General features: G+C 61.2%; 22 protein-coding genes. 14 read left to right on the top strand and 8 right to left on the bottom strand.

The features are described from left to right. The first annotated feature begins 137 nt into the window (after nt 1-137). The 3 genes from BT199_RS05620 (at nt 138) to BT199_RS05610 (ending at nt 2,600) form a co-directional block, all read left to right on the top strand. Nucleotides 138-692 (top strand): UPF0149 family protein, encoded by a 555-nt coding sequence (locus BT199_RS05620; protein WP_072434101.1) that lies wholly within the window; start codon nt 138-140, stop codon nt 690-692. Nucleotides 693-825: 133 nt separating this feature from the next. Then, nucleotides 826-2,082 (top strand): 3-phosphoshikimate 1-carboxyvinyltransferase, encoded by a 1,257-nt coding sequence (gene aroA, locus BT199_RS05615; RefSeq protein ID WP_072434100.1) that lies wholly within the window; start codon nt 826-828, stop codon nt 2,080-2,082. 128 nt (nt 2,083-2,210) lie between these two features. Continuing rightward, complete coding sequence (locus tag BT199_RS05610; protein ID WP_020301139.1) at nt 2,211-2,600, top strand: hypothetical protein; 390 nt, start codon at nt 2,211-2,213, stop codon at nt 2,598-2,600. Nucleotide 2,601: 1 nt separating this feature from the next. On the opposite strand, the gene BT199_RS05605 is transcribed toward BT199_RS05610, so the two are convergent. Further along, on the bottom strand, nt 2,602-3,201 hold the full coding sequence (locus tag BT199_RS05605) for an NAD(P)H-dependent oxidoreductase (RefSeq protein ID WP_072434099.1): 600 nt from the start codon (nt 3,199-3,201) through the stop codon (nt 2,602-2,604). 72 nt (nt 3,202-3,273) lie between these two features. Here BT199_RS05605 and BT199_RS05600 point away from each other — a divergent pair, with 72 nt between their 5' ends. Next, nucleotides 3,274-3,876, top strand: a complete 603-nt coding sequence (locus BT199_RS05600) for a TetR/AcrR family transcriptional regulator (RefSeq protein WP_014718673.1) — start codon at nt 3,274-3,276, stop codon at nt 3,874-3,876. Here BT199_RS05600 and BT199_RS05595 read toward each other — a convergent pair. Further along, a complete protein-coding gene (locus BT199_RS05595; protein ID WP_072434098.1) occupies nt 3,866-4,543 on the bottom strand; it encodes a GNAT family N-acetyltransferase in 678 nt (225 codons plus the stop codon). The two genes, BT199_RS05600 and BT199_RS05595, sit on opposite strands and share 11 nt — an antisense overlap. Before the next feature lie 56 nt (nt 4,544-4,599). Then, the gene (locus BT199_RS05590; protein ID WP_072434097.1) at nt 4,600-5,484 is read right to left on the bottom strand and encodes a LysR family transcriptional regulator; all 885 of its coding nucleotides are present in this window, start codon (nt 5,482-5,484) and stop codon (nt 4,600-4,602) included. Nucleotides 5,485-5,597: 113 nt separating this feature from the next. On the opposite strand from BT199_RS05590, the gene BT199_RS05585 reads away from it, so the two are divergent. The 6 genes from BT199_RS05585 (at nt 5,598) to BT199_RS05560 (ending at nt 13,572) form a co-directional block, all read left to right on the top strand. Continuing rightward, on the top strand, nt 5,598-6,830 hold the full coding sequence (locus tag BT199_RS05585) for an MFS transporter (protein ID WP_072434096.1): 1,233 nt from the start codon (nt 5,598-5,600) through the stop codon (nt 6,828-6,830). A 38-nt stretch (nt 6,831-6,868) separates the two neighbouring features. After that, nucleotides 6,869-7,579 carry a FadR/GntR family transcriptional regulator gene (locus BT199_RS05580; RefSeq protein ID WP_072434095.1) on the top strand — a complete coding sequence of 237 codons (711 nt, stop codon included), beginning with the start codon at nt 6,869-6,871 and terminating at the stop codon, nt 7,577-7,579. 106 nt (nt 7,580-7,685) lie between these two features. Continuing rightward, the gene (gene lhgO, locus BT199_RS05575; protein WP_072434094.1) at nt 7,686-8,879 is read left to right on the top strand and encodes an L-2-hydroxyglutarate oxidase; all 1,194 of its coding nucleotides are present in this window, start codon (nt 7,686-7,688) and stop codon (nt 8,877-8,879) included. Between the two features lie 56 nt (nt 8,880-8,935). Continuing rightward, the gene (locus BT199_RS05570; RefSeq protein WP_014718679.1) at nt 8,936-10,261 is read left to right on the top strand and encodes an MFS transporter; all 1,326 of its coding nucleotides are present in this window, start codon (nt 8,936-8,938) and stop codon (nt 10,259-10,261) included. An 82-nt stretch (nt 10,262-10,343) separates the two neighbouring features. Further along, nucleotides 10,344-11,195 carry a CAP domain-containing protein gene (locus BT199_RS05565; protein ID WP_014718680.1) on the top strand — a complete coding sequence of 284 codons (852 nt, stop codon included), beginning with the start codon at nt 10,344-10,346 and terminating at the stop codon, nt 11,193-11,195. 172 nt (nt 11,196-11,367) lie between these two features. Further along, a complete protein-coding gene (locus BT199_RS05560; RefSeq protein WP_014718681.1) occupies nt 11,368-13,572 on the top strand; it encodes a GAF domain-containing protein in 2,205 nt (734 codons plus the stop codon). Here the strand turns inward: BT199_RS05560 and BT199_RS05555 are convergent. From BT199_RS05555 to BT199_RS05540, 4 genes are all read right to left on the bottom strand, one after another. Beyond that, nucleotides 13,551-14,711, bottom strand: a complete 1,161-nt coding sequence (locus BT199_RS05555) for a GGDEF domain-containing protein (RefSeq protein WP_019816876.1) — start codon at nt 14,709-14,711, stop codon at nt 13,551-13,553. The two genes, BT199_RS05560 and BT199_RS05555, sit on opposite strands and share 22 nt — an antisense overlap. A gap of 42 nt (nt 14,712-14,753) precedes the next feature. Then, nucleotides 14,754-17,000, bottom strand: a complete 2,247-nt coding sequence (gene glgB, locus BT199_RS05550; RefSeq protein ID WP_072434093.1) for a 1,4-alpha-glucan branching protein GlgB — start codon at nt 16,998-17,000, stop codon at nt 14,754-14,756. Next, nucleotides 16,997-20,344 carry a maltose alpha-D-glucosyltransferase gene (treS, locus tag BT199_RS05545; RefSeq protein WP_072434092.1) on the bottom strand — a complete coding sequence of 1,116 codons (3,348 nt, stop codon included), beginning with the start codon at nt 20,342-20,344 and terminating at the stop codon, nt 16,997-16,999. The genes glgB and treS overlap by 4 nt, the downstream gene beginning before the upstream one ends. 138 nt (nt 20,345-20,482) lie before the next feature. Continuing rightward, nucleotides 20,483-22,471: an alpha-1,4-glucan--maltose-1-phosphate maltosyltransferase gene (locus BT199_RS05540; RefSeq protein ID WP_019816874.1), complete on the bottom strand. Its 1,989-nt coding sequence runs from the start codon at nt 22,469-22,471 to the stop codon at nt 20,483-20,485. Between the two features lie 204 nt (nt 22,472-22,675). Between BT199_RS05540 and BT199_RS27205 the strand changes: the two genes are divergently transcribed. Both BT199_RS27205 and BT199_RS27370 read left to right on the top strand, forming a co-directional pair. Further along, nucleotides 22,676-22,840, top strand: coding sequence for a hypothetical protein (locus BT199_RS27205; protein WP_165835081.1), 165 nt, complete (start codon nt 22,676-22,678; stop codon nt 22,838-22,840). Nucleotides 22,841-23,035: 195 nt separating this feature from the next. Beyond that, entirely contained in the window at nt 23,036-24,049 is a 1,014-nt protein-coding gene (locus BT199_RS27370; RefSeq protein ID WP_256575930.1) for a M10 family metallopeptidase C-terminal domain-containing protein, read from the top strand. Nucleotides 24,050-24,068: 19 nt separating this feature from the next. On the opposite strand, the gene BT199_RS05525 is transcribed toward BT199_RS27370, so the two are convergent. Continuing rightward, complete coding sequence (locus tag BT199_RS05525) at nt 24,069-24,560, bottom strand: MgtC/SapB family protein (RefSeq protein WP_014718686.1); 492 nt, start codon at nt 24,558-24,560, stop codon at nt 24,069-24,071. A gap of 122 nt (nt 24,561-24,682) precedes the next feature. On the opposite strand from BT199_RS05525, the gene BT199_RS05520 reads away from it, so the two are divergent. Both BT199_RS05520 and ccoG read left to right on the top strand, forming a co-directional pair. After that, nucleotides 24,683-24,922, top strand: coding sequence for a DUF3203 family protein (locus BT199_RS05520; RefSeq protein WP_072434090.1), 240 nt, complete (start codon nt 24,683-24,685; stop codon nt 24,920-24,922). Nucleotides 24,923-25,105: 183 nt separating this feature from the next. Beyond that, nucleotides 25,106-26,515: a cytochrome c oxidase accessory protein CcoG gene (gene ccoG / locus BT199_RS05515; protein ID WP_032901679.1), complete on the top strand. Its 1,410-nt coding sequence runs from the start codon at nt 25,106-25,108 to the stop codon at nt 26,513-26,515. Nucleotides 26,516-26,522: the final 7 nt, after the last annotated feature.

Genomic DNA, 26,522 nt, shown 5'->3' with positions numbered 1-26,522 from the left:
GGTGCGCCACGGCGCATCGGCCAAAAACGGGACTGGTCACGGTGAGGGAAAAGACGCTGGATAAAACCCGATGCACAGGCCATCCTTTGCGCTTTAAGCCGCGCTGTGCGCGGCGCTCGACGTTTTAAGGATATGCCATGCACGCCCAACCCCTCGCTCCCGCCGATTTCGAATTCATTGACGCCACCTTGCTCAAATACGGCGAAGACCACTCGGTGCTGAACATGGCCGAACTCGACGGTTATTTCACCGCCCTGGTTTCCAGCCCGGCCAAGGTGGATGTGGCCGAGTGGTTCCCGGCGATCTGGGGTGGGCAAAACCCTGAATGGGACAACATGGACGAGGCCCAGGCTTTTCTCGAGCTGTGTGTACGCCATATGAATACCCTGGCCGCGCAATTGGCCACTGACTCCCAGGCATTCAAAGCCCGTTTCGATGAAACCGAACATCAAGGCCAGGCGGTGACCCTTGCCGAGGAATGGTGCTTTGGTTATGTGCGCGGCGTGACAATCGCCAACTGGCCGCCATTGCCCGCTGTACAAGCCGGGCAACTGGAGCGGATTTCCTGGTGCGCCGAACAGGACAATTTCGAATTGCCGGCGGATCTGGATGTAAACGCCCATCAACTGCAGGTCAGCGAAATCGAACCGGCTGCACGGGCGCTGCATGACTACTGGTTGAGCCAGCGTTAAGGCAGTAGGAGCGCATGCCAATAAATCACGCAGATCACCCACTCACTCGACAAGCATGGCGTGTTTGCCTGATGATTCGGGTCCGCACGTCGGCCACTCCACGCCACCTTGCCTTGACCAGGAGCCTTGTACCTTGAGTTCGCAGAAAACCGTGACCGTTACACCGCCCAACTTCCCCCTCACTGGCAAGGTCGCGCCCCCCGGCTCCAAATCCATTACCAATCGAGCGCTGTTGCTGGCGGCACTGGCCAAGGGCACCAGCCGTTTGAGCGGTGCGCTCAAAAGTGATGACACGCGCCACATGTCGGTCGCCCTGCGGCAGATGGGCGTCACCATCGACGAGCCGGACGACACCACCTTTGTCGTCACCAGCCAAGGCTCGCTGCAATTGCCGGCCCAGCCGTTGTTCCTCGGCAACGCCGGCACCGCCATGCGCTTTCTCACGGCTGCCGTCGCTACCGTGCAAGGCACCGTGGTACTGGACGGTGACGAGTACATGCAAAAACGCCCGATCGGCCCGCTGCTGGCCACCCTGGGCCAGAACGGCATCCAGGTCGACAGCCCCACCGGTTGCCCACCGGTAACCGTGCACGGCGCGGGCAAGGTCCAGGCCAGGCGTTTTGAGATTGACGCAGGTTTGTCCAGCCAGTACGTATCGGCCCTGCTGATGCTGGCGGCGTGCGGCGAAGCGCCGATTGAAGTGGCGCTGACCGGCAAGGACATTGGCGCCCGTGGCTACGTGGACCTGACCCTCGATTGCATGCGTGCGTTCGGGGCCCAGGTCGACGCCGTGGACGACACCACCTGGCGCGTGGCCCCCACCGGCTATACCGCCCATGATTACCTGATCGAACCCGACGCTTCCGCCGCCACTTACCTGTGGGCCGCAGAAGTACTGACCGGTGGCCGTATCGATATTGGTGTAGCCCCACAGGACTTCACCCAGCCCGACGCCAAGGCCCAGGCCGTGATCGCGCAATTCCCGAACATGCAGGCCACGGTGGTGGGTTCACAAATGCAGGATGCGATCCCGACCCTGGCGGTGGTCGCCGCGTTCAACAACACCCCGGTGCGCTTCACTGAACTGGCGAACCTGCGCGTCAAGGAATGTGACCGCGTGCAGGCGCTGCACGATGGCCTCAACGAAATTCGCCCGAGCCTGGCGACCATCGAGGGTGATGACTTGCTGGTTGCCAGCGACCCCGCTTTGGCTGGCACCGCCTGCACCGCACTGATCGACACCCACGCCGACCATCGCATCGCCATGTGCTTTGCCCTGGCCGGGCTGAAAGTCTCGGGCATTCGCATCCAAGACCCGGAATGCGTAGCCAAGACCTACCCTGACTACTGGAAAGCCCTGGCCAGCCTGGGCGTTCACCTAAACGACTGACACACAAACCTGTAGGAGCGAGCTTGCTCGCGAAAAACGCACAGGTTCCGCGTTTCTTCAGGAAACACGCGTTATCGTTGACGTTTTTCGCGAGCAAGCTCGCTCCTACAACTCTGCCGGGAGCGTCAATGACCCTTCGCCAACCCTGCCCACCCGGCGCCTGTGTCTGCAACCGTGAACAACTGCTGGAAGCTCCCGGCGCTGATCTGCGCATTCTGCAACTGACGCGCCAGCAGGAAAAAATCCTGCTGGCGCGCCTGGAGAACCTCAAGAGCCTGCAAGACCTCGAACACCTGCAACAGCGGATGTACGACCAACTGGGCATCCGCGTCCACATCGCGCCCGGGCATACCGAGGTCAAAAGCATGCGCGGGATCCAGATCGTCATCGACGAACTGCCGGGCATGTGCCGCAAGACTCGCCAGTCGATCCCCGCCTCCATTCGCCGCGGCCTGGAGAAAAAACCAGAGATTGCCTACCGCTTGCTGGACGCCCACGACCTGTTTCGCGACGCTTGAATTATCCCGCGACGGCCTCACGCTCAAACAACCCCTGCCCCACCGCCCGGGCCTTGTGCAAATGCGCCTGGGCCGTGCCACTTTCCGAGTCCAACAACAACTCGGAAGTGAGTACCCGCGCCCCGCAATAATCAAAGATGCCGTAGTCGATCTGGGTATTCATGGCCTTGGCATAACCGTGTCGCTCAAAGGCGCTTTGGTCAGCCGCCCCCAGGGCCAGCACATGCACGTGCAAATGCCTTAGTTTCTTCTGCACCGGTGTATCGGGGCCGTAATCAATCGCCCAGCCATTGACGAATACGCGGTCGACCCAACCCTTGAGCAATGCCGGCATTGACCACCAGTAGATGGGGAATGCCAGCACCAGCGCGTCGGCGCGATCGATGCGGGCCTGCTCGGCCACCACGTCGGCTGGCGGCGTCGCCCGAGTACGGTGCACCCGATGGTCGGCCGCGCTGTAGCGTGGGTCGAACCCTTCAGCGGCAAGGTCGGCTATTTCAAAGGTGTGGCCAGAGGCGCTCAAGCCCGCGCCCACCTCGGCGGCCACGCTGTGGGTGAGGGATTGCGGGTCGTGATGGGCAACAACGATCAGTGCGTGCATGACTTTGACTCCGTTTCGGCTTAATCTACTTTTAGTAAGTTACGTCGAATAAGTTACTTTTGGTATATAAGCATGTCAAGCAATGAATCCCCTGCCCCCCGTCGTCGTTTGTCCCGTGAAGATCGCCTGCGCCAGTTACTCGACGTCGCCTGGCAATTGGTGCGTGACGAAGGCACCGACGCCCTGACCCTGGGCCGCCTGGCCGAGCTGGCGGGCGTCACCAAACCAGTGGTGTACGACCACTTCGCTACACGCGCGGGGTTGCTGGCCGCGCTGTATGCAGACTTCGACGAGCGCCAGGACCAGGTGTTTGCCGATGCCATCGCCACCAGCAAGGCGACGCTTGAGGACCGCGCGTGGGTTATCGCGTCGTCGTATGTCGATTGTGTGTTGTTGCAAGGTCGGGAAATCCCCGGGGTGATTGCCGCCTTGAGCGGTTCGCCGGAGTTGGAAGCGTCCAAGCGCGAATACGAGGCGATCTTCCTCGATAAGTGCAGAGACGCGCTGTCGCCCTTCACTCACGGCGGCAGTATTTCCCAGGCCGGGTTGCGCGCCATGCTCGGCGCGGCGGAAGCCCTGTCCCATGCGGCGGCCAATGGCGAGATCAGCCGCGAGGAAGCTCAGCAGGAACTGCTGGAGACTATCCTCGGGATGGTCATGCGCGTCAGGCCGTAGGCAGACGGCCCTGGACGAACAGTTGCGCCTTGCGCGTCAGCTGGTCCAGGTGCCGATCACGCTGTTTCTCCGCATCGACCATGGCGCGCTTGCCGTGTTTTTGCAGCAGGTAGGTGTGGATCTGCCGCACTTCCAGCGAGCTGTAGATTGAAGCCACATCCAACACGCCCAGCAGCCCATCGGTGCCGTAGTTGCGGGTGTTCATCACGACCTGGGTGCCACGCGCACCGCGTACCTGGAAACCCATGGCTTCGAACACCGCAACCTTCTCTACCGCACAGGCCAGTTCGGCGTGGGGATAACGCGCCAACACCTCGTCCATCAGGCTGCGTGCCACACCCTGGCGACGAAAGCGGGCGTGTACCGCCATAAACGCGATGCCACACGCGTTCGGGTCATCCTTCACCGGCAGGTACAGGCAAAAGCCCACCACCGTCTCGTCTTCCATCGCCACGACCAACTCGACGGCGATGCCCTTTTCGCCATTCAACGCCTCAAGGTACAGGTGTACCTCAAACCCGATGGCGTACTGGTAGATGTTGTAGAGCAGGTTGCTCGGTGCCAGCGCTACGCTGCTGATATCGGTGAGGTTGTCCACCACCATCTGCAGGATCTGGCTGTTGACCGGTTCGGGGCACGGCGTGGTATAGCGGGTAAGGCTGAACATGCAAATTCCTGGGGTTTCGCGTCAAGGCAGCGGCGATTGTACCTGTTGCGCGCCGCTCATGGCCCGCACACCTCGCGCAAACACGCGCGCAGCCAGCGATGGGCCAGGTCGGCATCCTGTCGCGGGTGCCACAGCATCGCCACGGTAAATGGCGGCAATGTCACCGGTAGCTCAAAGCAATACAAGCCTCGAGGCGGCACTGTGATATAGCGCTCAGGCACGCTGGCGATCAGGTCGGTATCACGCGCCAGGGCGATGGCCGTGTTGAAACCGGCGACCACGATGCTGACCTGCCGAACCAGACCTTGCGCCTCAAGGGCCTCATCGATCTGGCCACGGTCCTGGCCGCGCCGCGACACGTAGACATGTTGTCCCTGGGCGAAGCGCGCTGCGCTCAAGGGGCCGCGGCTCAGAGCATGGCCCTCGCGCACCACGCCCACCAGGCGATCACGGAACAGCGCCTGGGTCAGCACCTCCGGGCTGGCGCCGACATCGACCACACCGGTTTCCAGGTCGACGCCACCGTCGCGCAGCAGCGCACTGTGCTTGTCGCTCTTGTGCACGAAACGCAAGCGCACCCCTGGAGCCTCCTGGGCGATACGCGCGAGCAATGCAGGGCCGAAGCGTTCGACGAACTCCTCACTGGTGCGCAGGGTGAAGGTGCGCACCACCTCATCCAAGTCCAGGCTGTGCGCCGGGCGCAATACCGCATGGGCGTCCTGCACCAGTTGGCTAACCTGTTCGCGCAATTGCAACGCCCGGGGCGTCGGCACCAGGCCGCGCCCGGCACGTACCAGTAGCGGATCGCCCGTGGCCGCACGCAAACGCGCCAGGGCCCGGCTCATGGCCGAAGGGCTCAGGCGCAGGCGCTGGGCGGCGCGAGCGACGCTGCCTTCGGCAAGCAACACGTCGAGGGTGATGAGTAAATTGAGGTCGGGCATGCGGGCTCCTGATCAGGCGTTGGGTGCAGCTATAACCTGCAAGCCATGCGTCTTCCGCCATGTTAGGCGACGCCGTAGATTTGTGACAGGTGCATTCACTCAAGGAAACGCGCATGCAAACCTCCACACGCGGCGGCCTGGTCGCCTTGTCGCTGTCCATGTTGCTGGCCGCCCTGGGCACCAGCATCGCCAATGTCGGCCTGCCCAGCCTGGCGCACGCCTTCGGTGCCTCGTTTCAGGCCGTGCAGTGGGTGGTGCTCGCCTACCTGCTGGCCATCACCGCCGTGATTGTCAGCGCCGGGCGCCTGGGCGACCGTCTGGGGCGCCGGCGCTTGCTGCTGGCCGGGTTGCTGGTGTTTGCCCTGGCCTGCGCCGGGTGTGCCGCCGCGCCAACCCTGCCCTGGCTGATCGGCGCACGGGCATTCCAGGGCCTGGGCGCGGCGATCATGATGGCGATGACCCTGGGCATGGTGGGTGACACTGTCACGAAAGAGAATACCGGCCGAGTCATGGGCCTGCTGGGCACCCTGTCGGCACTCGGCACGGCCATGGGTCCGAGTGTCGGCGGGGTATTGCTCAGCCTGTGGAGCTGGCGCGCGCTGTTTTTGATCGGCCTGCCCTTGGCGGGTGTGGCTGCCGCCTTCGCCTACCGTTATTTGCCGGTGGATGCTCACCGCCGCGACGCTTGGCCAGGCGATACAGTCTGGGCGCCCCTGCGCGATGCGCCGTTGCGCGCCGGCCTGGCCATGAGTGCCCTGGTGTCGGCGGTGATCATGGCCACGTTCGTGGTGGGGCCGTTCTACCTGTCACGTGGCCTGGGCCTCGATCCCGCCTGGATGGGCTTGGCCATGGCCGTCGGGCCAACGGTCGCGGCGGTGACCGGTGTACCGGCGGGTTACCTGACCGATCACCTTGGCAGCCAACGCCTGACCCTCGTGGGGCTAAGCGTGATGCTGTGCGGGGCCCTGTTGCTGTCGCAGGCGTCCGGGCTTGGCGTTTATCTCGCGGGCCTGATCGTGTTGACGGCCGGCTACAGCCTGTTCCAGGCGGCCAACAACACGGCGGTGATGAGCGATATACAGGCGACACGCCGAGGCACAGTGTCCGGCCTGCTGAATCTGTCACGGAACCTGGGCCTGATTTTCGGCGCCTCGGCCCTCGGCGCGGTGTTCGCCCGCGCCACCCCGGATGTCAGCCTCGCCGCGCCCCAGGCGGTGGCTGCCGGCCTGCACGCCACCTTCGCCATGGCGGTAGGTTTGCTGTTACTGGCGGTGCTGATTGCCTGGAGACGTGGGTATTCCCTGGCCAGCGCGAAGCAGACAAATATTGACAAGCTAAAATCGTAACGACTATTGTCTGACAACCTGATCACCAAGGTTTTCCCATGCTTGAGCTCCAGCGCCCCGATTCGCTTGTCGTACGGGTTGTCAGCGCCATTCGCGCAGAAATCGAATCCGGCCAACTGGCCCCGGAGTCGCGCCTGCCGACCGAACAGCAACTGGCCGAACAACTCAACGTCAGCCGTTCCGTGGTGCGTGAAGCCATTGCCCAGCTCAAGGCCGACGGTGTGCTCACCGCCCGCCGTGGCCTAGGCTCGTTTATTTCGCAGACCCCTGCGGGCACGGTGTTTCGGTTTCCGCAGCCCAACGGTCGACGACCTGACCTGGCGCAGATGTTCGAAGTGCGCCTGTGGATCGAAACCCAGGCCGCTTCGATTGCCGCCCAGCGCCGCGACAGTGCCGACCTGCAGCGCATGAAAAGCGCGTTGCAGGCCATGCAGGACAACCGCGACGACTATGAAGCCGCAGCCCTGGCCGATGTGGAATTCCACCGTGCCATTGCCGACGCCAGCAAGAATGACTACTTCGTGGCCTTCCATGACTTCCTCAGGAGCCAGTTGGCCAGTGCGCGTAAAACCGCGTGGGAGAACTCGGCGTCGCGCTTTGCCACCGGTTCGGCCGATGCCACCCAGGAACATCAACAGCTCTACCAGGCCATTGCCGACGGCGACGCCCAACGCGCCGCCGCCAGTGCCGAGGCGCACCTGCGTGCCGCGGCGCGACGCCTGCAACTGGAATTACCGACCACGAACTGATCCACCTTGTTTGCAGCGTGTCCGCGGACACGCCATTTTTTTAACAAAAACATTAGTCTGACAACCTGATAAGCAGACTGAAATGTACAGCCTAGGTACTTCTGCAATGATTCATGACTTTTGCATTATCGGCGGCGGCATCGTCGGCCTGGCCACCGCCATGGAGCTGCTCAAGCGCCAACCGGGCGCGTCGCTGGTGATCCTGGAAAAAGAGACGGTGCTGGCCAAGCACCAGACCGGCCACAACAGCGGCGTGATCCATGCCGGCATCTACTATGCACCCGGCAGCCTCAAGGCCGACTTGTGCAAGCGCGGCGCCGAAGCCACCAAGCAGTTCTGCCGCGAACACGGGATCAAATTCGAGGTGTGCGGCAAGCTGCTGGTGGCCTCAAGCCCGCTTGAAATGCAACGCATGGAAGCGCTGTACGCCCGTGCCCAGCTCAATGGCATGCAGGTCGAGCGCTTGAATGCCGAACAACTGCGCCAGCGTGAACCAAACATCGTCGGCCTCGGCGGCTTGTTTCTCGATGCCACCGGCATTGTCGATTACCGCCAGGTGTGCGAGACCATGGCCCAGGTGATTCGTCGCAGCGGTGGGCAGATCTGCCTGGAGCGCACCGTCACCGCCATCCAAGAAAATACCGACACGGTCACCGTCAACACCGAGGGCGAGACCTGGCAGGCCCGCCACCTGGTGGTGTGTGCCGGCTTGCAGTCGGACCGCCTGGCCCGCCTGGCCGGCATCCGCATCGACCATCAGATCATCCCGTTTCGGGGCGAATACTTCCGCCTGCCCGCCACCAAGAACAACATCGTCAACCATCTGATCTACCCGATCCCCGACCCGGAGCTGCCCTTCCTCGGCGTGCACCTGACCCGCATGATCGACGGCAGCGTCACCGTCGGCCCGAATGCCGTGCTGGGCCTGGGCCGCGAGAACTACCGCAAGTTTTCGGTGAACTGGCGCGACGTGGCGCAGTACGCCAGCTTCCCCGGTTTCTGGAAAACCCTGTGGCAAAACCTCGGCTCCGGCACCACCGAGATGAAGAACTCGTTGTTCAAGTCCGGCTACCTGGAGCAGTGCCGCAAGTACTGCCCGTCCCTGACGCTCGATGACCTGCTGCCCTACGAGGCCGGCATCCGTGCCCAGGCGGTAATGCGCGACGGCAGCCTGGTGCACGACTTTCTGTTCGCCCAAACCTCACGAATGCTGCATGTGTGCAATGCGCCCTCACCGGCCGCCACCTCAGCCATGCCCATCGGCGCGATGATCGCCGACCGCCTGTTCCACCCCCAGTAAGACCGCACCGCCCGCTCACCCAACAATAACTACAAAGACCCAGAAGGAAGTCCAGCATGTCGGCATCCGCCTCCATTCCCGGTACCGAAACGCCCGAACAAACCCGCAAGCGCCTACGCAAAGTAGCCGCCGCCACCATCTTCGGCTCGATGCTGGAGTGGTACGATTTTTACCTGTACGCCACCATGGCGGCGATTGTGTTTTCGAAGATCTTCTTCGATAACAGCGACCCGAAGACCGCCACGCTGATGGCCTTTTCGACCTTTGCCATCGGCTTTATCGCCCGCCCCTTCGGCGGCATCCTGTTTGGCTACCTGGGCGACAAGTTCGGGCGCAAGCAAGTGCTGGTGCTGACCTTCTGCCTGATGGGCGTGTGCACCACCTTGATCGGCTTGATCCCCAGCTACGCCTCCATCGGCATCTGGGCCCCGATCCTGCTGGTGTTTATCCGCATCATCCAGGGCCTGGGCGCAGGTGCCGAGTTGTCGGGCGCGGCAGTCACCTCCTACGAGCATGCCTCCCAAGGCAAGCGTGGCAGCCAGGGCGCCTGGCCGGCACTGGGCCTGAACCTGGGCCTGTTGCTGTCCTCACTGACTATTTACCTGCTGACCATCAACGGCAACGAGTTCCTGCTGGCCGGCGGCTGGCGCATTCCGTTTATCTGCAGCATCGTGCTGGTAGGCGTCGGCCTGTGGGTGCGCAACAGCATTCCGGAGACCCCACAGTTCGAAGCGCTGAGCACAGAAAAAGCCAAGGCCAAGCCATCGCCTCTCAAAGCCTTGTTCAAGAATGACCTCAAGGGCCTCGCCGTGGTGTTTTTTGTCGCGATTGGCTACAACGCCCTGAGCTACATCTTCAAGACCTTCTCCCTGGCGTACCTGACCCAATTCAAAGGCGTGGACGTGCATGTCACCTCGCTGTCGGTGACCATCGCCAGCCTGGTGGCCATCGTCGCCGTGCCCTGCTTCGGCTGGCTGTGTGACAAGTGGAGCAGCAAGACCGTGTTGATGCTCGGCGGGCTGTGCTCGCTGTTGTTCGCCTACCCGTTCCTGGCCCTGCTCAACAGTGGTGAAAGCCTGATGATTTACCTCGCCATCGGGGTGGGCACCGGAATCCTCGCGCCGATGATGTTCGCTCCCCAGGGTTCGTTCCTGAGCCGGCAGTTCCCGACGCAAACGCGCTCATCGGGCTTTGGCACCGGGCGGGAGATCGGCACCGCCATTGCCGGTGGCCTGGCACCGCTGGGCGCGCTGTCGATGGTAGCGGCCTCGGCCACCCACTCCACCGATGGCGTGGTGGTGATCCTCGCGATTTCTGCCTTGTTGGTGGTGGTGTTTGCCCTCTGCGATCAGGGCGCGAAACACTCGACATTCAAGAACTGAGCAAAAAAAGTTCGGACCAACGGGTGCATGGATGCACCTGGATCGCGCATCATGGGCACTTTCAAGCTCAAGGGTAACGTCCATGCGCGTTCTGTCATTGATGATGGGTCTTACGACGCTGGCCGCCACTACGGTGTTCTGCGCCAGCGCGATGGCGAATGAAGAAAGTCAGTTAGTCCAACAGATCAACCAATACCGCAGCCAGGTGCAACGCTGCGGTGACCAGGGTTCCCAGGAGCTTCCGCCGCTGACCAGCGACACGCGGCTGGTGCTGCCGGCCTCCAATGTCGGCGATTTGCAGCAGTCGCTGGCGCGCGCTGCCTACCCGATGGTGAATGTGCAGGCCATCAGCCTGTCCGGGCCCAAGGATGCCGAGGCCGCGATGAAAGCGGTGCGCGAAAGCTTTTGCCGCGTAGTGCTCGATCCGCAATTTGTCGACATCGGCGTCAGCAACAGCGGCCAGGACTGGCGCATCGTGCTGGCTCGCCCGTTGGTGACCAGCGGCCTGGGCGATTGGCAGACCGAAGGCAGAAAACTGCTCGACCTGATCAACACCGCCCGTGCCGAGCCGCGCCAGTGTGGCACCCAGGCGTTCACCGCCACGGCGCCCCTGTCGTGGAACGACACCCTGGCCGGCGCAGCCAACAGCCATACCCGCAACATGGCCAACGGCAATTTCTTCGACCACCTGGACCCCGACGGCCGCACGCCGGGTGACCGCGCCGAGTTGGCGGGGTATATCGCGAAGAATATCGGCGAAAACATCGCCGCCGGCCTCGACACGCCGCGCAAGGTCGTCGACGGTTGGCTCGCCAGCCCCGGCCACTGCGCCAACCTGATGAACCCGCAGTTTCGCGAATTGGGTGCTGCCTACGCCATGGACCCCAAGAGTGACGCGGGCATCTATTGGACGGGCTTATTCGGCACGCAATAAGGTTGGGCGCCGGCCCAACCCGGCCAATAATGACGGCGTGCAAATAGACAATGAAATCAAAGTGCTATCAGGGAGATAATCGCGCTGAACTGAATGCGGTCATTCCGGTCTGTTGCTAGTCGGTATGACTCTTCAAAGCTAAACAGTACGTAGCAAGCAAGGTGTGAACCCCATGATGAATTGGCTGCAAGGCAGCAGCGAAATGGCAGAGCGGGTTCGTCAGCACGATTGGGCCAGTACGCCCCTGGGGCCACTTGAACACTGGCCCGATGTGTTGAAGACAACCGTTGCGCTGTGCTTCGCGTCGAGTTTCCCCCAGGCCATCGTCTGGGGGCCTCAGTTGATTACCCTCTACAACGACGCGTTCACGCCGATCCTGGGTAGCAAACCCGACGCCTTGGGCCGCCCGTTCAACGAGATCTGGCACGAGGTGTGGGACGATATCAGCCCTATCGCCGACGCCGCGTTCGATGGGCACGCCACCTATATCGAAAACTTCCCGCTGTTGATCCAACGCAACGAAGCGCCGGAACAAGCCTATTTCACCTTCTGCTACAGCCCGATTCGCAATGCCCAAGGTGTAGTGGTCGGTTTGCTCGACACGGTGACCGAAACCACTGCCACGGTGTTCCTCGCCCGTCGTCTTGAAGTGCTGGACGCCATTAGCAATAGCGTGACCAACGCTACCGACGCCGAAACCATCCTGACGTCTACGACTCGCCTGCTGGCCGAACATCTGCAGGTGTCCATCTGTGCCTACGCCGACATGGACGAGGATGAAGATGGCTTTACCATTCGAGGCGACTGGTCGGCGCAAGGCTCGCCGAGCATCATCGGCCATTACAGCCTGGCGGCGTTTGGCGAATGCGCGGTCAACTGCCTGCGTGCCGGCGAGCCACTGGTGATACGCAATAATCTGATCGAGCTGCCGCCCCATGACGCCGCGAGCTTCCAGGCACTGGGCGTGACCGCCACTATTTGCATGCCGTTGATCAAAGACGGGCGGCTCACCGCGCTGATGGCCGTACACGACAAAGTGCCGCGTTTTTGGTCGTCCTACGACATCGCGCTGTTGGGCGAAGTCACCGAACGTTCATGGGCGCATATCGAGCGCGTGCGTGCCGACGCCGCCGTGCGTAAGGGCCTGGCCGCCTATGCGGAACTCAATGCCAGCCTGGAGCAGCGCGTGAATGAGCGTACCCGTGCGCTGGCCGAAGCCGAAGCTGCACTGCGCCAGTCACAAAAACTTGAGGCCATCGGCCAACTGACCGGTGGCGTCGCCCATGACTTCAATAACCTGCTGACCATTATCCGCTCATCCGTGGATTTCCTGCGCCAACCGGGCCTGTCCGAAGAGCGTCGGCAACGTTATATGTGCGCGGTATCCGACACGGTGGAGCGGGCCAGCAAGCTCACCAGCCAACTGCTCGCTTTTGCCCGTCGCCAACCATTGAACCCGCAGGTGTTCGATGTCGGCCAGCGCGTGCAGAACATCGGCGAGATGCTCGAAAGCGTCACCGGCGCACGCATTCATGTGCAGGTGCAATTGCCCGATCGGCCCTGCTATGCACGCATCGACCCAAGCCAGTTCGAAACCGCGCTGATCAACATCGCCCTCAACGCCCGCGATGCGATGGACGGCCAGGGTACCCTGACCCTCAAAGTCGCCAGCGAGCAAACGCTGCCACGTATTCGCGGGGATGCCGAGTCGTGCATGCCCTACATCGCCATTTCTCTGGCCGATACCGGCACCGGGATTCCCAGCGATACCTTCGAACGCATCTTCGAGCCGTTCTTCACCACCAAGGCCGTGGGCAAAGGCACGGGCCTTGGCCTGTCGCAGGTATTCGGCTTTGCCAAGCAGTCAGGCGGCAATATCGATGTGGCCAGCACCCTTGGCCAGGGTACGGTGTTTACCTTGTACCTGCCGCAGGTCGAAGGCGAAGCGGCGCCGGATCAAGACCCGCATACAGACTTGCCAGCGCCGCAAGAGGCTGCTCATCAGCACGTGCTGATCGTCGAGGACAACCTTGAGGTAGGACGCTTCGCCAGCCAGATCCTCAAGGACCTGGGTTACCAGACCACGTGGGCGACCAATGCCGAACAGGCGCTGAACCTCGCCGGCACAGACGTCCAGGGGTTCGATGCGATTTTCTCCGACGTGGTGATGCCCGGCATGACCGGCGTGGCCATGGCCAAGCTACTGCGCCAGCGCCGCCCGGACCTGCCCGTGGTACTCGTCTCCGGCTACAGCGAGGAACTGGCGGACAGCGGCTATGAAGGCTTTGAGTTCCTCGCCAAGCCCTACTCCGCCGACCAGGTTGCGCGAGTGCTGGCAAAGGCGATGAGCAAGGATCAGTCGACAACCGCCACCTGATTGCGGCCCGATGCCTTGGCCTGGTACAGGGCCTTGTCGGCGCTGTTCATCAAGCCGTTCAAATCCAGAGGCTGAGCGTGGGTCGATGCCACGCCCAAGCTTGCGCTCACCCCTTGTACCGGGTCGGCGGGCAAGTGATAAATCGTCTGGAGCAACTGCTCGGCAATGCTGCGTGCGGTCTCCAATGAGGTATTGGGCAGCAGCACTGCAAACTCCTCGCCCCCCAGGCGACCGTAGATATCGGTCTGGCGAAAGGACGCGCTGATCACCGCGCCAATCTGACGCAACACCTGGTCGCCGGCCTGGTGGCCGTAGGTGTCATTGATGGCTTTGAAGTGGTCCATGTCCATCATCAATGCACACAACGGCTGCTGCTCGCGAAGGCACTGGGCATACAGCAACTGAGCCTGTTCGTAGAACGCCCGACGGTTCATCAGCCCGGTCAGTTCATCGGTCTGAGCGGCGCGGGTGGAAATATGATGAGCGCGTTCCATTTGCCTCGTCAGGCGAAAGGCTTTTTCCAGGGCATCGGAGAGTTTGCGCGTGGCACCGGCCACAAACGAAGCAAACACCAGCACCGCCAACGCCACGCCGACCTGCATCGGCGAAGGCTGAAACAGCATCCATACCGTACAGGGAAGCAACACCAGCGCCATCGAGCCCAGCGTCATGTAGCGATAGGCTGAATAACAGGACACCGCGCTGACCGACATGCCCACGGTAAACAGCATCACCAGCACCTGGGATAAGCGGTCATCGACCGGCATCACCGCCAGCGCCCCGCCGCCCCAGATACCCGCCGACAGCATCAGCGTGACCCAGTAGCGGCGTTCCCAACGGGCGGGCGTGCGCGCCGCGTCAGGGCAGCGAAACCATTGCACGAACAGATGCAGGCGCACCAATGACGAGCCCGCCAACAGTACCAACCACACCAGGATGACCTGATGATCGAACCGATCCCAGCACAGCCAGCAGAGCATGACGGCGCCCAGGTAGCTGCCGAAGATCGCCGAGAATGATTGACGAAACAGCTGGTGCAAACGGTCGGTTCGCACCTGCTCTTCGATGGAGTGACCCTGGTCCTGCCCGAGGCTATTCATGGGGTTGGCCTGTTTGACCGGCGACGGCAAAGGCGCCATTGTGGCACCTTGCCAGCAAGCCGAACAGCGGCATACGCCGCGCTAGAGCGTTTCAGGCTCTTGAGGTCGCAAAATCAGCACGCCCAGGGGCGGCAGGTTCAACGACAATGACACCGGTTGCCCATGGCGCGGCTCATCCCGGGTAAACACGGCTCCGCCATTCCCGTAATTGGAGCCGGCGTAGGTATCGGCATCACTGTTGATCACCTCACTCCAACGCCCACCAAACGGCACACCGACTGCGTAGCCTTCACGGGGCACCGGGGTGAAGTTGGCAACCACCAACACCGGCTTGCCATCCTTGCTCCAGCGCAGCCAGGCGTAGACGCTGTTGATCGCGTCATCACCGATCAGCCATTGGAAGCCCTGGGGCGCATCGTCCTGTTCGTGCAACGCCGGTTCTTCGCGGTACAGGCGGTTCAGGTCGCCAACCAGCTTCTGCACCCCACGGTGCTCGGGGTACTGCAGCAAATACCAATCCAGTTGCTGATCGTGGTTCCACTCGCGCCATTGGCCAAATTCGCAGCCCATGAACAGCAGCTTCTTGCCGGGGTGCATCCACATGAAACTGAGGTAGGCGCGCAGGTTGGCAAATTTCTGCCAGCGGTCGCCGGGCATCTTGTCGATCAGCGAGTGCTTGCCGTGCACCACCTCATCATGGGAAATCGGCAGGATAAAGCGCTCGGACCAAGCGTACACCAACCCGAAACTCAGCTCGTTGTGATGATGGGCGCGGTACACCGGGTCTTGCTGGATGTAATGCAGGGAGTCGTGCATCCAGCCCATGTTCCATTTGTAGTTGAAGCCCAGGCCACCCTGTTGGGTCGGCTGGCTGACGCCGGGCCAGGCCGTGGACTCCTCGGCAATTACCAGCGCGCCCGGCGCTTCAAGGGCAACCACGTCGTTCAGGTGCCGCAAGAAATCGATGGCTTCCAGGTTCTCGCGGCCGCCATGACGGTTGGGCACCCATTCACCGGCCTTGCGCGAATAATCGCGATACAGCATGGAGGCCACTGCGTCCACACGCAGGCCGTCCACGTGGAAATGCTTGAGCCAGTGCAAGGCCGACGCGAGCATGAAACCGTGGACCTCGGTGCGGCCCAGGTTGTAGATCAGCGTGTCCCAGTCCTGGTGAAAACCTTCCAGCGGGTTGGCGTATTCGTACAGCGCGGTACCGTCAAATTGCGCCAGGCCGTGGGTATCGGTGGGGAAATGCGCTGGCACCCAATCAAGGATCACGCCGATATCGGCCTGATGGCAGGCATTGACGAACCAGGCGAAGTCTTCCGGCGAGCCAAAGCGCGCGCTGGGGGCAAACTGGGATAACGCTTGATAACCCCACGAGCCACCAAAGGGGTGCTCCATGATCGGCATCAGTTCGATATGGGTGAAGCCCAATTGTTGAACGTAAGGAATCAGCCGCTCGGCCAATTCGCGCCAGCCATATTGCCGAGCCACTTCACCGGCCTCGTCCAGCTCGCACTGCCAGGACCCCACATGCAGCTCGTAGATCGACAACGGCGCGGTGGCTTTCTGCTTGTCTCCCCGCGATTGCATCCACTCATGGTCCTGCCAATCCACCTGCAAAGGTGCGGCGACCTTCGAGGCGGTGTCCGGCGGTAGTTGGGTGGCCAGCGCCACAGGGTCGGCCTTGAGCGGCAGAATGCCGTGGGCACCGAGAATTTCATACTTGTAGGCCGCGCCCGGTTGCAGGCGCGGGATAAAGATTTCCCACACTCCCGATGGATGACGCAGGCGCATCGGGTGGCGGCGCCCGTCCCAGATATTGAAGTCGCCCACCACCGAAACCCGCCGTGCGTTCGGCGCCCACACGGCAAAGCGCACGCCTTGCACGCCATCGACGCTGACCACCTGAGCCCCCAGACAGTTGCCCAGGTCACGGTGATTGCCTTCGGCAAACAGGTACAGGTCCATTTCCCCCAGCAGCAATTGGCTGAAGCTGTAGGGGTCTTCGGTGATCTGCTCACCGCCGGCCCACTGGATTTTCAGCAGGTAGGGCTGGCGAGTGCTGAAGTGCCCAATAAACAGGCCTGGCACCTGGGTGGCATCGAGGCTGCCAAACGGCTCACCTGTGTCACGCGCCAGTACCTGGACACTCAGGGCCTCGGGCAGGAACGCACGGATAAACTGGCCGCCCTGCTCGTCATCATGGGGCCCCAGGATCGAAAAGGGGTCGGGGTGCTCGGCGCGCACCAGCGCATCGACGTCCTTGGACGCCGGCAATGCAGTCAACTTGGGCTGCAGCGGTTCTCTCTGTGTAAAACTCATGACGTCTCCCCACCGCGTACAGGTTTAGATATAGGTGTCAGCCCGCTCAACAAGCCGTGCAGCCCTTGCAGGGGCACCGGCAGCCAGGTCGGGCGGTTTTCTGCTTCGTAGGCCACTTCGTACGCGGCCTTTTCCAAGCTGAACAAGGTCAGCGCTGCGTCTTGGCCGTTGGCATCCTGCCAGTCATGCGCCAGTGTAGACGCAGCGGCCTGGTAAGCCTGGGTAAATGCTACGCGGGCTTCATTCAGGTAGCGGTCGGTCACGCGTTTGCGCGCAGCGTTCGCTTCTGGCGTGTGATCCACCCCTTGTACATTCAGCGCCATGGCCGCGGCATAATCAAAGGAACGCAGCACACCGCTCACATCTTTATAAGGGCTGTGTTTGCCGCGCCGCTCATGCAGCGGTCGCGCCGGTTCGCCCTCGAAGTCGATCAAGTAGGCATCGCCCTTGACCACCAATACCTGGCCCAGGTGCAAGTCACCGTGGACGCGAATGCGCAATCCGCCCGCCGTGGCTTTGGCCAACGCCTGGACATGCGCCGCGATGGCTTTTTTCTGCGCCAGTAATTCACTGACCAACGCCTGGTCGGCGGGGTTCAACTGGCTTTGATTAAGCTTGAGCAACTGCAAGGCACGGTCGATCTGGGCGCCGACATCCTTGGCCCAGGCTTGGGTGTCTTTGATTGTGGTGGGTTCGGGTTTGAAGGCCGTGTCCGCCGTTGGCGCGCCCAGCACCAGGTGCATTTCACCCAGGCGCTGACCGAGCAAACCGGCAAAATCTGCCAGTTCCCCGAGGGCGTTGTAATGCTGTTCCTGTTCAGAGATCGCGTCGGCCAGCTCATCGCGGATCGCCCGCTCCAGGTTGTTCTGGGTCCAGCTCCAGGCATCGCCCTGATTGCTCAAGTAACCCTGGGCAATCATCAGCAAGTTGTCCTGTCCCTGCCCGTCCTGGCGGCTCATAAAGCCCAGCAGCGGCGAGATGTTCGGGTAGCCAGCGGCGGTCAGGTACGCACTCATTTCCAGCTCCGGGTGCACGCCGGCGCTGACTTTGCGAATCAGCTTGAGCACCAGACTCTCACCGACCACCACCGAGCTGTTGGACTGCTCGGCGGACAAGTAACGCACCGGCGATTCACGGGTCAGTTGCAATGCGGCCAAGTGTTGAGTGGCCTCGAATCGCAGATCGCCGTCAGGGGTATTGAGCACGGTGCCGGCCTGCATGGCCTGGATCACCTCAAGGATAAAATGCTCAAGGCTGAAGGCATCGGTCACCAAACCTACCTGGCGGGTGCGTCGCACTCGGGCCAACGCCAATTGCTGGGGCAAGGCGCTGGTGAACTGGTCTTCGCCAAGGAAGCCCAAGGGCAGTTGGTAGCGGCTGACCTGGCCGGCACTGGTCACTTCGATCTCACTGAGCAACACCGGATGCTGCGGGTCGCCAAAACGCACGCCATATGCGATGTGCACCGTGTCGATTGCCGTATCTTTGCCGGCAAACCAGCGCCGCTTGGGCAGCCAGGCGGGCAGTGACGTATGTTCCAGGCTGGTGCGGCAAGGTTCTTCGAGTAGCTCTTCCATGCGTTTTTTCAGTACCAAAGTGGTGAAGTCGGGCATGCTTTGCGCCGGTTCCGCATGCCAGCTGGGCATCTGGTTTTCCGCTGCCAGCACGAACCAATAGAAACCATAGGGCGCCAGGGTCAGCAGGAAATTCAGCTGGCCGATTGGCGGGAAGGCATTACCGCCAAGCATCTCCACCGGCACCATGCCGGCAAAGGCCGACAGGTCCAGCTCCGCCGCCTGGGCGCTGCGCGACACGTTGGCCACGCACAGGATGATCTCGGTGTGGCCGTCTTCACCGGTGTATTCACGGGTGTAAGCCAGGATGCGCCGGTTAGTCGGCGAGAGCATTTTCAAGCTGCCACGACCAAACGCCTTGGACTGCTTGCGCACTGCGAGCATGCGCCGGGTCCAGTTGAGCAATGAATGCGGGTCCTGGGCCTGGGTCTCGACGTTGACCGACTGGTAGCCGTATTGCGGGTCCATGATCGGCGGCAACACCAGGCTGGCCGGGTCGGCACGGGAAAACCCGCCATTGCGGTCGATGGACCATTGCATGGGCGTGCGCACGCCGTCACGGTCGCCCAGGTAGATGTTGTCGCCCATGCCGATTTCATCGCCGTAGTACAGGGTCGGCGTGCCCGGCATCGACAGCAACAGGCTGTTGAGCAATTCCACCCGCCGACGATCGCGCTCCACCAGCGGCGACAGGCGTCGCCGAATGCCCAGGTTGATGCGGGCGCGGCGGTCTGCGGCGTAGTAGTTCCACAGGTAGTCGCGCTCTTTGTCGGTGACCATTTCCAGGGTCAGCTCATCATGGTTGCGCAGGAAAATTGCCCACTGGCAGTTGGCGGGAATCTCCGGGGTCTGGCGCAGAATGTCGGTAATGGGGAAGCGATCTTCCTGGGCCAACGCCATGTACATGCGCGGCATCAGTGGAAAGTGAAAGGCCATGTGGCATTCATCGCCGTCATCACCCTTTCTATCCCCAAAGTACAGCTGCGTGTCTTCCGGCCATTGGTTGGCTTCGGCCAGCAGCATGCGGTCGGGATAATGGGCATCGATCTCAGCGCGGATCTGCTTGAGGACGTTGTGGGTTTCCGCCAGGTTTTCGTTGTTGGTGCCGTCCCGTTCGATCAGATAGGGAATGGCGTCCAGGCGCAGGCCGTCGATGCCCAGATCGAGCCAATAGCGCATCACCGACAGCACCGCTTTCATGACCTGCGGGTTATCGAAGTTGAGGTCCGGTTGGTGCGAGTAAAAACGGTGCCAGAAGTACTGGCCGGCCACCGGGTCCCAGGTCCAGTTGGACTTTTCGGTGTCCAGGAAAATAATGCGCGTGCCGTCGTATTTCTGGTCATCGTCCGACCACACGTAGAAGTCCCGTGCGGCCGAGCCCGGCTTGGCCTTGCGCGCACGCTGGAACCAGGGGTGCTGGTCGGAGGTGTGGTTGATCACAAGCTCTGTGATCACGCGCAGCCCGCGTTGATGGGCTTGGGCAATAAAGCGCTTGGCGTCGGCCATCGTCCCGTAGTCGCTGTGCACGCCGCGGTATTCGGCAATGTCGTAGCCGTCATCACGGCGGGGAGACGGGTAGAACGGCAGCAGCCAGATGGTGTTCACGCCCAGGTCGGCAATGTAGTCGAGTTTGGCGATCAGCCCGGCAAAGTCACCAATGCCGTCGTTGTTGGAGTCGAAATAGGATTTGACGTGTACCTGGTAGATCACCGCGTCTTTGTACCAGAGCGGGTCTTTGATGAAGGTGGCTGCCTTGGGTTTCTTGGCCATTGCAAACTCCTGAAAATACAAAGTTCTCGAGGATCGTTCCCAGGCTCCGCGTGGGAATGCAGCCCCGGACGCTCCGCGTCCCAAGCGCGACGCAGAGCGTCAAGCGAGGCATTCCCACCAGAGCGTGGGAACGAGCACTCAGGGGGTGCTGATGCGCCATATCCCGAACGGCATCTGCGGCTCCAGCCGGGTCCATTGGGTCTTGCCGTACCAGGTCCAGCGATGGCCGTTCATCAAGTCTTCGCCCTGGGTCTGGGCATCGTCGGGCAAGCCCATCTCCCACAGCGGCAATTCAAAGTGGGCTTCCTGGGCGTTGTGCGGGTCGAGGTTGACGGCGACCAGAATGAAATTGCTGCCGTCCTCGCTGCGCTTGCCGAAGTACAGGATGTTGTCGTTCCAGGCGTTGTAGAGCTTGAGCCCCAGGTGCGTGTGCAACGCCGGGTTCTGGCGGCGGATGCGGTTGAGCTGGGCGATCTCGGCGATGATGTTGCCGGGGGCGGTAAAGTCGCGGGGGCGGATCTCGTACTTCTCGGAGTCGAGGTATTCTTCTTTGCCTGGCACGGGCGCCGACTCACACAACTCAAAGCCTGAATACATCCCCCACAGGCCCGAGCCCATCGTGGCCAGCGCAGCGCGGATCAGGAAGCCTGCGCGGCCGGAGTCATGCAGGAAACCCGGGTTGATGTCCGGCGTATTGACGAAGAAGTTCGGGCGGTAGCACTCACGCCAGGGCGATTGGTTCAGTTGAGTGAGGTACTCGCTCAGTTCAGCCTTGGTGTTGCGCCACGTAAAGTAGGTATAGCTCTGGGAATAGCCGACCTTGCCCAGGCGCGCCATCATTGCCGGGGTGGTGAAAGCTTCGGCGAGGAAGATCACCTCCGGGTACTTGGCACGCACGTCGCTGATCAGCCATTGCCAGAACGGCAGCGGCTTGGTGTGCGGGTTGTCGACGCGAAAGGTCTTCACGCCCTCTTCCACCCAGCCCACCACAATGTCGCGCAGTTCTGTCCATAAGCCCGGTATCGCATCCGCCGCATAGAAATCGACGTTGACGATGTCCTGATACTTTTTCGGCGGGTTCTCGGCGTACTTAATCGTGCCGTCGGGGCGCCAGTTGAACCAGCCAGGGTGCTGTTCAAGCCATGGGTGGTCCTGGGAGCACTGGATGGCGAAGTCCAGGGCAATTTCCAGGCCGTGGTCGGCAGCGGCCTTGACCAAGCGACGGAAATCCTCACGGCTGCCCAGTTGCGGGTGAATCGCCTCATGCCCGCCCTCCGCGCTGCCGATGGCATACGGACTGCCCGGATCATCGGGGCCTGCGGTGAGTGAGTTGTTCTTGCCCTTGCGGTGGCTGCGGCCGATAGGATGGATCGGCGGGAAGTACAGCACGTCAAAACCCATGTCGTGGATCATCGACAAGCGCGAGTGCACGTCGTTGAATGTACCGTGGCGGGCCGGATCATCGGTGATCGAGCGGGGAAACAGCTCATACCAACTGGCGAACTGCGCCGCCTCACGCTCTACGTCAATTGGGTAGGCGGGGCTGATGCTCAGATACGCGCGATGATCGGCCTGGGTCATCAGGTGTGCACTGTCTTCGTGCAGGAACAACGCCACCTGCTCGGTTTCCAGCAGGCCCGACAGTTCGTGGTGCAACACCATCAAACGGTCGCGCAATTCGTTGTCACTGCGCTCGGCAGCCTGCAACACCAGGCTGCGGCCTTCCTGCAATTCAAGGCTGACCGGCACCCCGGCCTCATGTTTCTTGCGCAATTCATAGCAGAAGCTGGCGAAGGTATCGATCCATGCCTCGATGCAGTACTCATGCGGCCCGAGTTGGGCGACGGTGAACGCGCCTTCCCAGCCATCGTTGCCGACATCGGTCATGACCACGCTGTGCCAGCTTTCTTCCTCCAGCACGCGCCAGCGGATCAGCACCGCCAGCTTGTCGTGGCCATCAGCGAACACTTTGCTGGTGACATTGACACGCTGGCCGACCACAGCCTTGACGGCGAACTCACCATTGTCGATCACCGGCATGGTGCTTTCGATAGCGATCCTGGGTAACAACAGCGCTTGCGACAGCGGCAGTATCGAGCCTTCTGGAGCCAGTGTTTCAGCAATCATCGAGCATCTTCCCCTTACGCCCTGTGGACGCTCTTGGCTTGATCCGAATTCAAAGGCGGCGACGCTTTCCCTGAGCGTGGCCGTATAAGGTCCGAGCCTGGGCGCGCCGCAAAAGTTCAGGTGGATATGCCGCCGCTGGGCAGGGAATCAATTGCCCCAGGCAGCGGTCCACCGCTAGAGCAAAGCACAAAGGAGGCCACACCGATGAATATCCCGATACCACCTGAACCTGAAGATCCGAATATCGACACTCCGCCACTACCGACGCCGCCCAGTGAACCGGCGCCCATTCCAGAGAGAGAGCCGCCGGAAAACGACCCACCGCCCGTGCAAGAGCCGCCGACGACCCTGCCTCCGGTGATCGTCTAAATCATCAGAGCAAGAACACGGCCTGCTCGAACACCTAGACGTACTGGTGTTCGAGCACACAAAAAAACGAGGAGTCCTACGAAGTTCCACGTCAAGGCTGAATGTTCGTTTTACTGTTCCTTTTTATATTGATCTCGCGTGAATGCTCAGCCTTTTTTTCACCTGGCCTTTAGCCCATTTATCACGAGTAGACCCATGTCGACTATCGCCTCCCCATCAACGCCCACTGCTCCAGTCACAACACCCACATCCTCCAATCCCGTCTCCAATCAACAGGCGCTGACGCCCGAGCGAATAAATACGTTGCTCAAGGCCGGCCCGAACTGGTCCTCCTCCCCTAAGGCGCCTGACCGCTCACCCCATACCCCCCTGTCGCCAACGACGAAGTCCAACACCTCACCTTCTATGTCGGAGGTAGAGGCGAAGAATAAGTTGGACGACCTGAATACGGCATTGACCCCAGACACCATCAAGGAGATACAACGCAATCCAAGCTCGCCGAAATCTCGCGCAATCACTGAGCAGTTCAACACCACATTGACCCCAGAGAATGTCAAATTAATGTCGAGGGGCGCCAACGCGAAAAAAAACCGCGAAACACTTCGAGAGATCAGGGACAAGCTCGACAAAAAAAATATTGATTCAAACCTGGAGTCTGCCAAGCACCAGGTGATCAATGAGGCGGCCGATAAAATGAGGCTCAAACTTCTGGAAATCATTACCGCCGCGTTCGACGGCGACATCTGGAACACCGTTGACCATCACAAAAATTGGCTCGAAGAACTGGGTGCTCTGAGCAAAAATTTTTCTGCAATGGAGACCAAGTCCAAAGCCCTCACGGATGCAGCTTCGTCCCTGAGCGACGAAAAGCTCGACCAATCGGCGGCGCCTGAAACGCAGGACTCATCGCCTGCCGACACTCGCGCTGCAACCTACAGTTTCAACGCCACCAGTGAATCTACCCTGAAGGCCCCCAGCGAGATCCGCAATTTCAAATCGGGAGATAAACTGGACCTGTCCGGCATCCAGCGGCAGCTGAACACGTCGCTGCGGCCGGTCGATCGGTTTCCAGAGGCAATCGGTGAAATGCAGATCCATCACTCGCCCAGCGCCAACACCAGCGTTATTGTCATCGCCGATGCGCCGGGCAAAGCCCCCTTTTTGCTCAAGGTATTTGGTGAGGTACGCCAAAGCAACATCGTGACTTGATCCGCGGTATGACTCAGGATCACTTTTCCAACAATCTGACGATTCTCGGCATGATGCTGAACACCGCCAGGGCCAGCAGTGTACTGAGTACTGCCGTCGATTCACGCCCCATCCCCGCCGCCACACCAATGGCGGCGGTCATCCACAACCCGGCCGCCGTGGTCAGGCCCTTCACATGCTGGCCCTCCTCATCTTCCTTGCCCTTGAGGATGGTGCCAGCGCCAAGGAAGCCGATGCCCGCAATCACCCCCTGAACCACACGGCTCATGGCGTCCGCCTGGTTGCCGGACATCTGCGGCACCAGCACGAACAGCGCCGCACCAAGCGCAACCAGCATATGGGTGCGCACGCCAGCCGCCTTGCCCTTGTGCTCACGCTCAAAACCCAGGATGCCGCCCAGGATCGCGGCGATCAGCAGGCGCACCGTCACTTGGGTGAGTTGCCGGGCATCGCCGATGTCCGCGAATTCGGCTTGCAGGGTTTGCCACACTTGATGCCACCAGGCGTCCATGGATGCGCTCCTTTTAGTATGGATAGATAAAGGATGGACAGCGCAGACCGCCAGTCAGTTGCCTGGAACCCCTCGTCATAGGGGTCGCCTAAAGTGATAGAGCCCATAGAAAGGAGATCGCCATGCCCCTGCGCATCGAAAACCATTTGTGCTACTTCACGCTCGACGTGGACGGCCAGGAACAAAGCCTGCCAGCCACCCGCGTGAAGGTCCTTACCGACAATGACAAAGCCATGTCCTATGTGGACTTGGCGGGCGAGCGGATCTATATCACTGAAGCCGAAGCCGACGCGCTGACGGTTGAAGGGGCCACGGATGGCCGTAACCATGTAAAGGCGCAAGAGCCTGGTTCGGTGATTTGATTGATCTGTATCATCGAACCCTATGAACGCCTGCACCCCTATGCGCTCGGGGTGCAGCACATTGACGCACAGAACGCACCAAGCCTATCTGATCCGCTTTTTATCCTTACACCTGAGTCTGTTATGTAAACAGCCTGTCGCCCATAGTTCATCGGCCTGATGGAGGCTGATGAGCGAACGACCATGAGCGAACGAATCCCAACCGTGGAAACCTTTGAGCCCATTCACCCAAAGAAGGTGAAGGCCAAATCCAGCGACAACCTGATCCATACCCGCAGTTTTACCGGTGTGTTCCGCACCTTGCGCGTGGGCGGTGCCGGCCTGCTGTTCCTGGCTTTTTTTGGCACTGTGTGGCTGAACTGGGGCGGGCGCCAAGCCGTACTGTGGGACTTGGCCGAGAGCAAGTTCCACATTTTTGGCGCCACGTTCTGGCCCCAGGATTTCATCCTGCTCTCGGCGCTGTTGATCATTTGTGCCTTTGGCCTCTTCGCGATCACGGTGTTTGCCGGCCGCGTCTGGTGCGGCTACACCTGCCCGCAAAGCTCGTTTACCTGGCTGTTCATGTGGTGCGAGAAGGTGACCGAGGGTGAACGCAACCAACGTATCAAACTGCAGGCGGCACCCTGGAGCCTGAATAAGCTGGCACGGCGCTCGGCCAAACATACGTTGTGGCTGGGTATCAGTGTGTTGACCGGGCTGACGTTTGTGGGCTACTTCACCCCCATCCGCCCCTTGGCCGCCGAACTGCTGACGTGGCAGATGGGCGGTGTGAGCCTGTTTTGGGTATTGTTTTTCACGGGGGCCACTTACATCAATGCCGGCTGGCTACGCGAAGCCGTATGCATGCACATGTGCCCCTATGCACGCTTCCAGAGCGTGATGTTTGATAAAGACACCCTGACTATTTCCTACGACGCCGCCCGCGGCGAGCACCGTGGCCCGCGTAAACGTGACGTGCCGCCAGCGCAGGTTGGCCTCGGTGACTGCATCGATTGCCAGCTATGCGTGCAGGTATGCCCCACGGGCATCGATATCCGCGACGGCCTGCAGATGGAATGCATCGGCTGCGCAGCCTGCATCGACGCCTGCGATTCGATCATGGACAAAATGGGCTATGCCCGTGGCTTGGTCAGTTATACCAGTGAGCACCAATTGCAGGGTGGCAAGACTCATCTGCTGCGGCCACGCCTGATCGGCTACAGTGCCGTGCTGGTGGTGATGCTCGCGGCACTGGTGGTGGCCCTGATTGAACGGCCGATGGTGTCGCTGGATGTGACCAAAGACCGTGGCATGTTCCGCGAAAACAGCCTGGGTTTGATCGAAAACATCTACAGCCTCAAGGTGATCAACAAAACCCAGCAGCGCCAGGAATACCGCCTGGAACTGGTGGATGCCGAGGGGTTCCAGTTGCAAGGCAAGACCCAGGTCAGCCTGGCTGCCGGGGAAATTGTCGATATACCGGTGTCGGTAGCATTGCTGGCGGACACACCGGCCAGCAGCTCTCAAACCTTACGTTTTAAAGTCACTGATGTGGATGAACCTTGGATCTATACCGCTGCTGACAGCCGCTTCGTAGCGCCCTTGAATCGCTGATACTTCA

Origin of the sequence: Pseudomonas sp. NFR02 (assembly GCF_900119375.1) — a bacterium.
Taxonomy (GTDB): domain Bacteria; phylum Pseudomonadota; class Gammaproteobacteria; order Pseudomonadales; family Pseudomonadaceae; genus Aquipseudomonas; species Aquipseudomonas paracarnis.
Note: the sequence above shows the minus strand (reverse complement) of the source record. Positions and strands in the feature narration are given on the sequence as shown.

Bases quoted from the DNA above. Each gene is read 5' to 3' on its own strand.
- BT199_RS05620 (WP_072434101.1), top strand. From the start codon at position 138: ATGCACGCCCAACCCCTCGCTCCCGCCGATTTCGAATTCATTGACGCC.
- BT199_RS05610 (WP_020301139.1), top strand. From the start codon at position 2,211: ATGACCCTTCGCCAACCCTGCCCACCCGGCGCCTGTGTCTGCAACCGT.
- BT199_RS05605 (WP_072434099.1), bottom strand. From the start codon at position 3,201: ATGCACGCACTGATCGTTGTTGCCCATCACGACCCGCAATCCCTCACC.
- BT199_RS05600 (WP_014718673.1), top strand. From the start codon at position 3,274: ATGTCAAGCAATGAATCCCCTGCCCCCCGTCGTCGTTTGTCCCGTGAA.
- BT199_RS05595 (WP_072434098.1), bottom strand. From the start codon at position 4,543: ATGTTCAGCCTTACCCGCTATACCACGCCGTGCCCCGAACCGGTCAAC.
- BT199_RS05590 (WP_072434097.1), bottom strand. From the start codon at position 5,484: ATGCCCGACCTCAATTTACTCATCACCCTCGACGTGTTGCTTGCCGAA.
- BT199_RS05585 (WP_072434096.1), top strand. From the start codon at position 5,598: ATGCAAACCTCCACACGCGGCGGCCTGGTCGCCTTGTCGCTGTCCATG.
- BT199_RS05580 (WP_072434095.1), top strand. From the start codon at position 6,869: ATGCTTGAGCTCCAGCGCCCCGATTCGCTTGTCGTACGGGTTGTCAGC.
- lhgO (WP_072434094.1), top strand. From the start codon at position 7,686: ATGATTCATGACTTTTGCATTATCGGCGGCGGCATCGTCGGCCTGGCC.
- BT199_RS05570 (WP_014718679.1), top strand. From the start codon at position 8,936: ATGTCGGCATCCGCCTCCATTCCCGGTACCGAAACGCCCGAACAAACC.
- BT199_RS05565 (WP_014718680.1), top strand. From the start codon at position 10,344: ATGCGCGTTCTGTCATTGATGATGGGTCTTACGACGCTGGCCGCCACT.
- BT199_RS05560 (WP_014718681.1), top strand. From the start codon at position 11,368: ATGATGAATTGGCTGCAAGGCAGCAGCGAAATGGCAGAGCGGGTTCGT.
- BT199_RS05555 (WP_019816876.1), bottom strand. From the start codon at position 14,711: ATGGCGCCTTTGCCGTCGCCGGTCAAACAGGCCAACCCCATGAATAGC.
- glgB (WP_072434093.1), bottom strand. From the start codon at position 17,000: ATGAGTTTTACACAGAGAGAACCGCTGCAGCCCAAGTTGACTGCATTG.
- treS (WP_072434092.1), bottom strand. From the start codon at position 20,344: ATGGCCAAGAAACCCAAGGCAGCCACCTTCATCAAAGACCCGCTCTGG.
- BT199_RS05540 (WP_019816874.1), bottom strand. From the start codon at position 22,471: ATGATTGCTGAAACACTGGCTCCAGAAGGCTCGATACTGCCGCTGTCG.
- BT199_RS27205 (WP_165835081.1), top strand. From the start codon at position 22,676: ATGAATATCCCGATACCACCTGAACCTGAAGATCCGAATATCGACACT.
- BT199_RS27370 (WP_256575930.1), top strand. From the start codon at position 23,036: ATGTCGACTATCGCCTCCCCATCAACGCCCACTGCTCCAGTCACAACA.
- BT199_RS05525 (WP_014718686.1), bottom strand. From the start codon at position 24,560: ATGGACGCCTGGTGGCATCAAGTGTGGCAAACCCTGCAAGCCGAATTC.
- BT199_RS05520 (WP_072434090.1), top strand. From the start codon at position 24,683: ATGCCCCTGCGCATCGAAAACCATTTGTGCTACTTCACGCTCGACGTG.
- ccoG (WP_032901679.1), top strand. From the start codon at position 25,106: ATGAGCGAACGAATCCCAACCGTGGAAACCTTTGAGCCCATTCACCCA.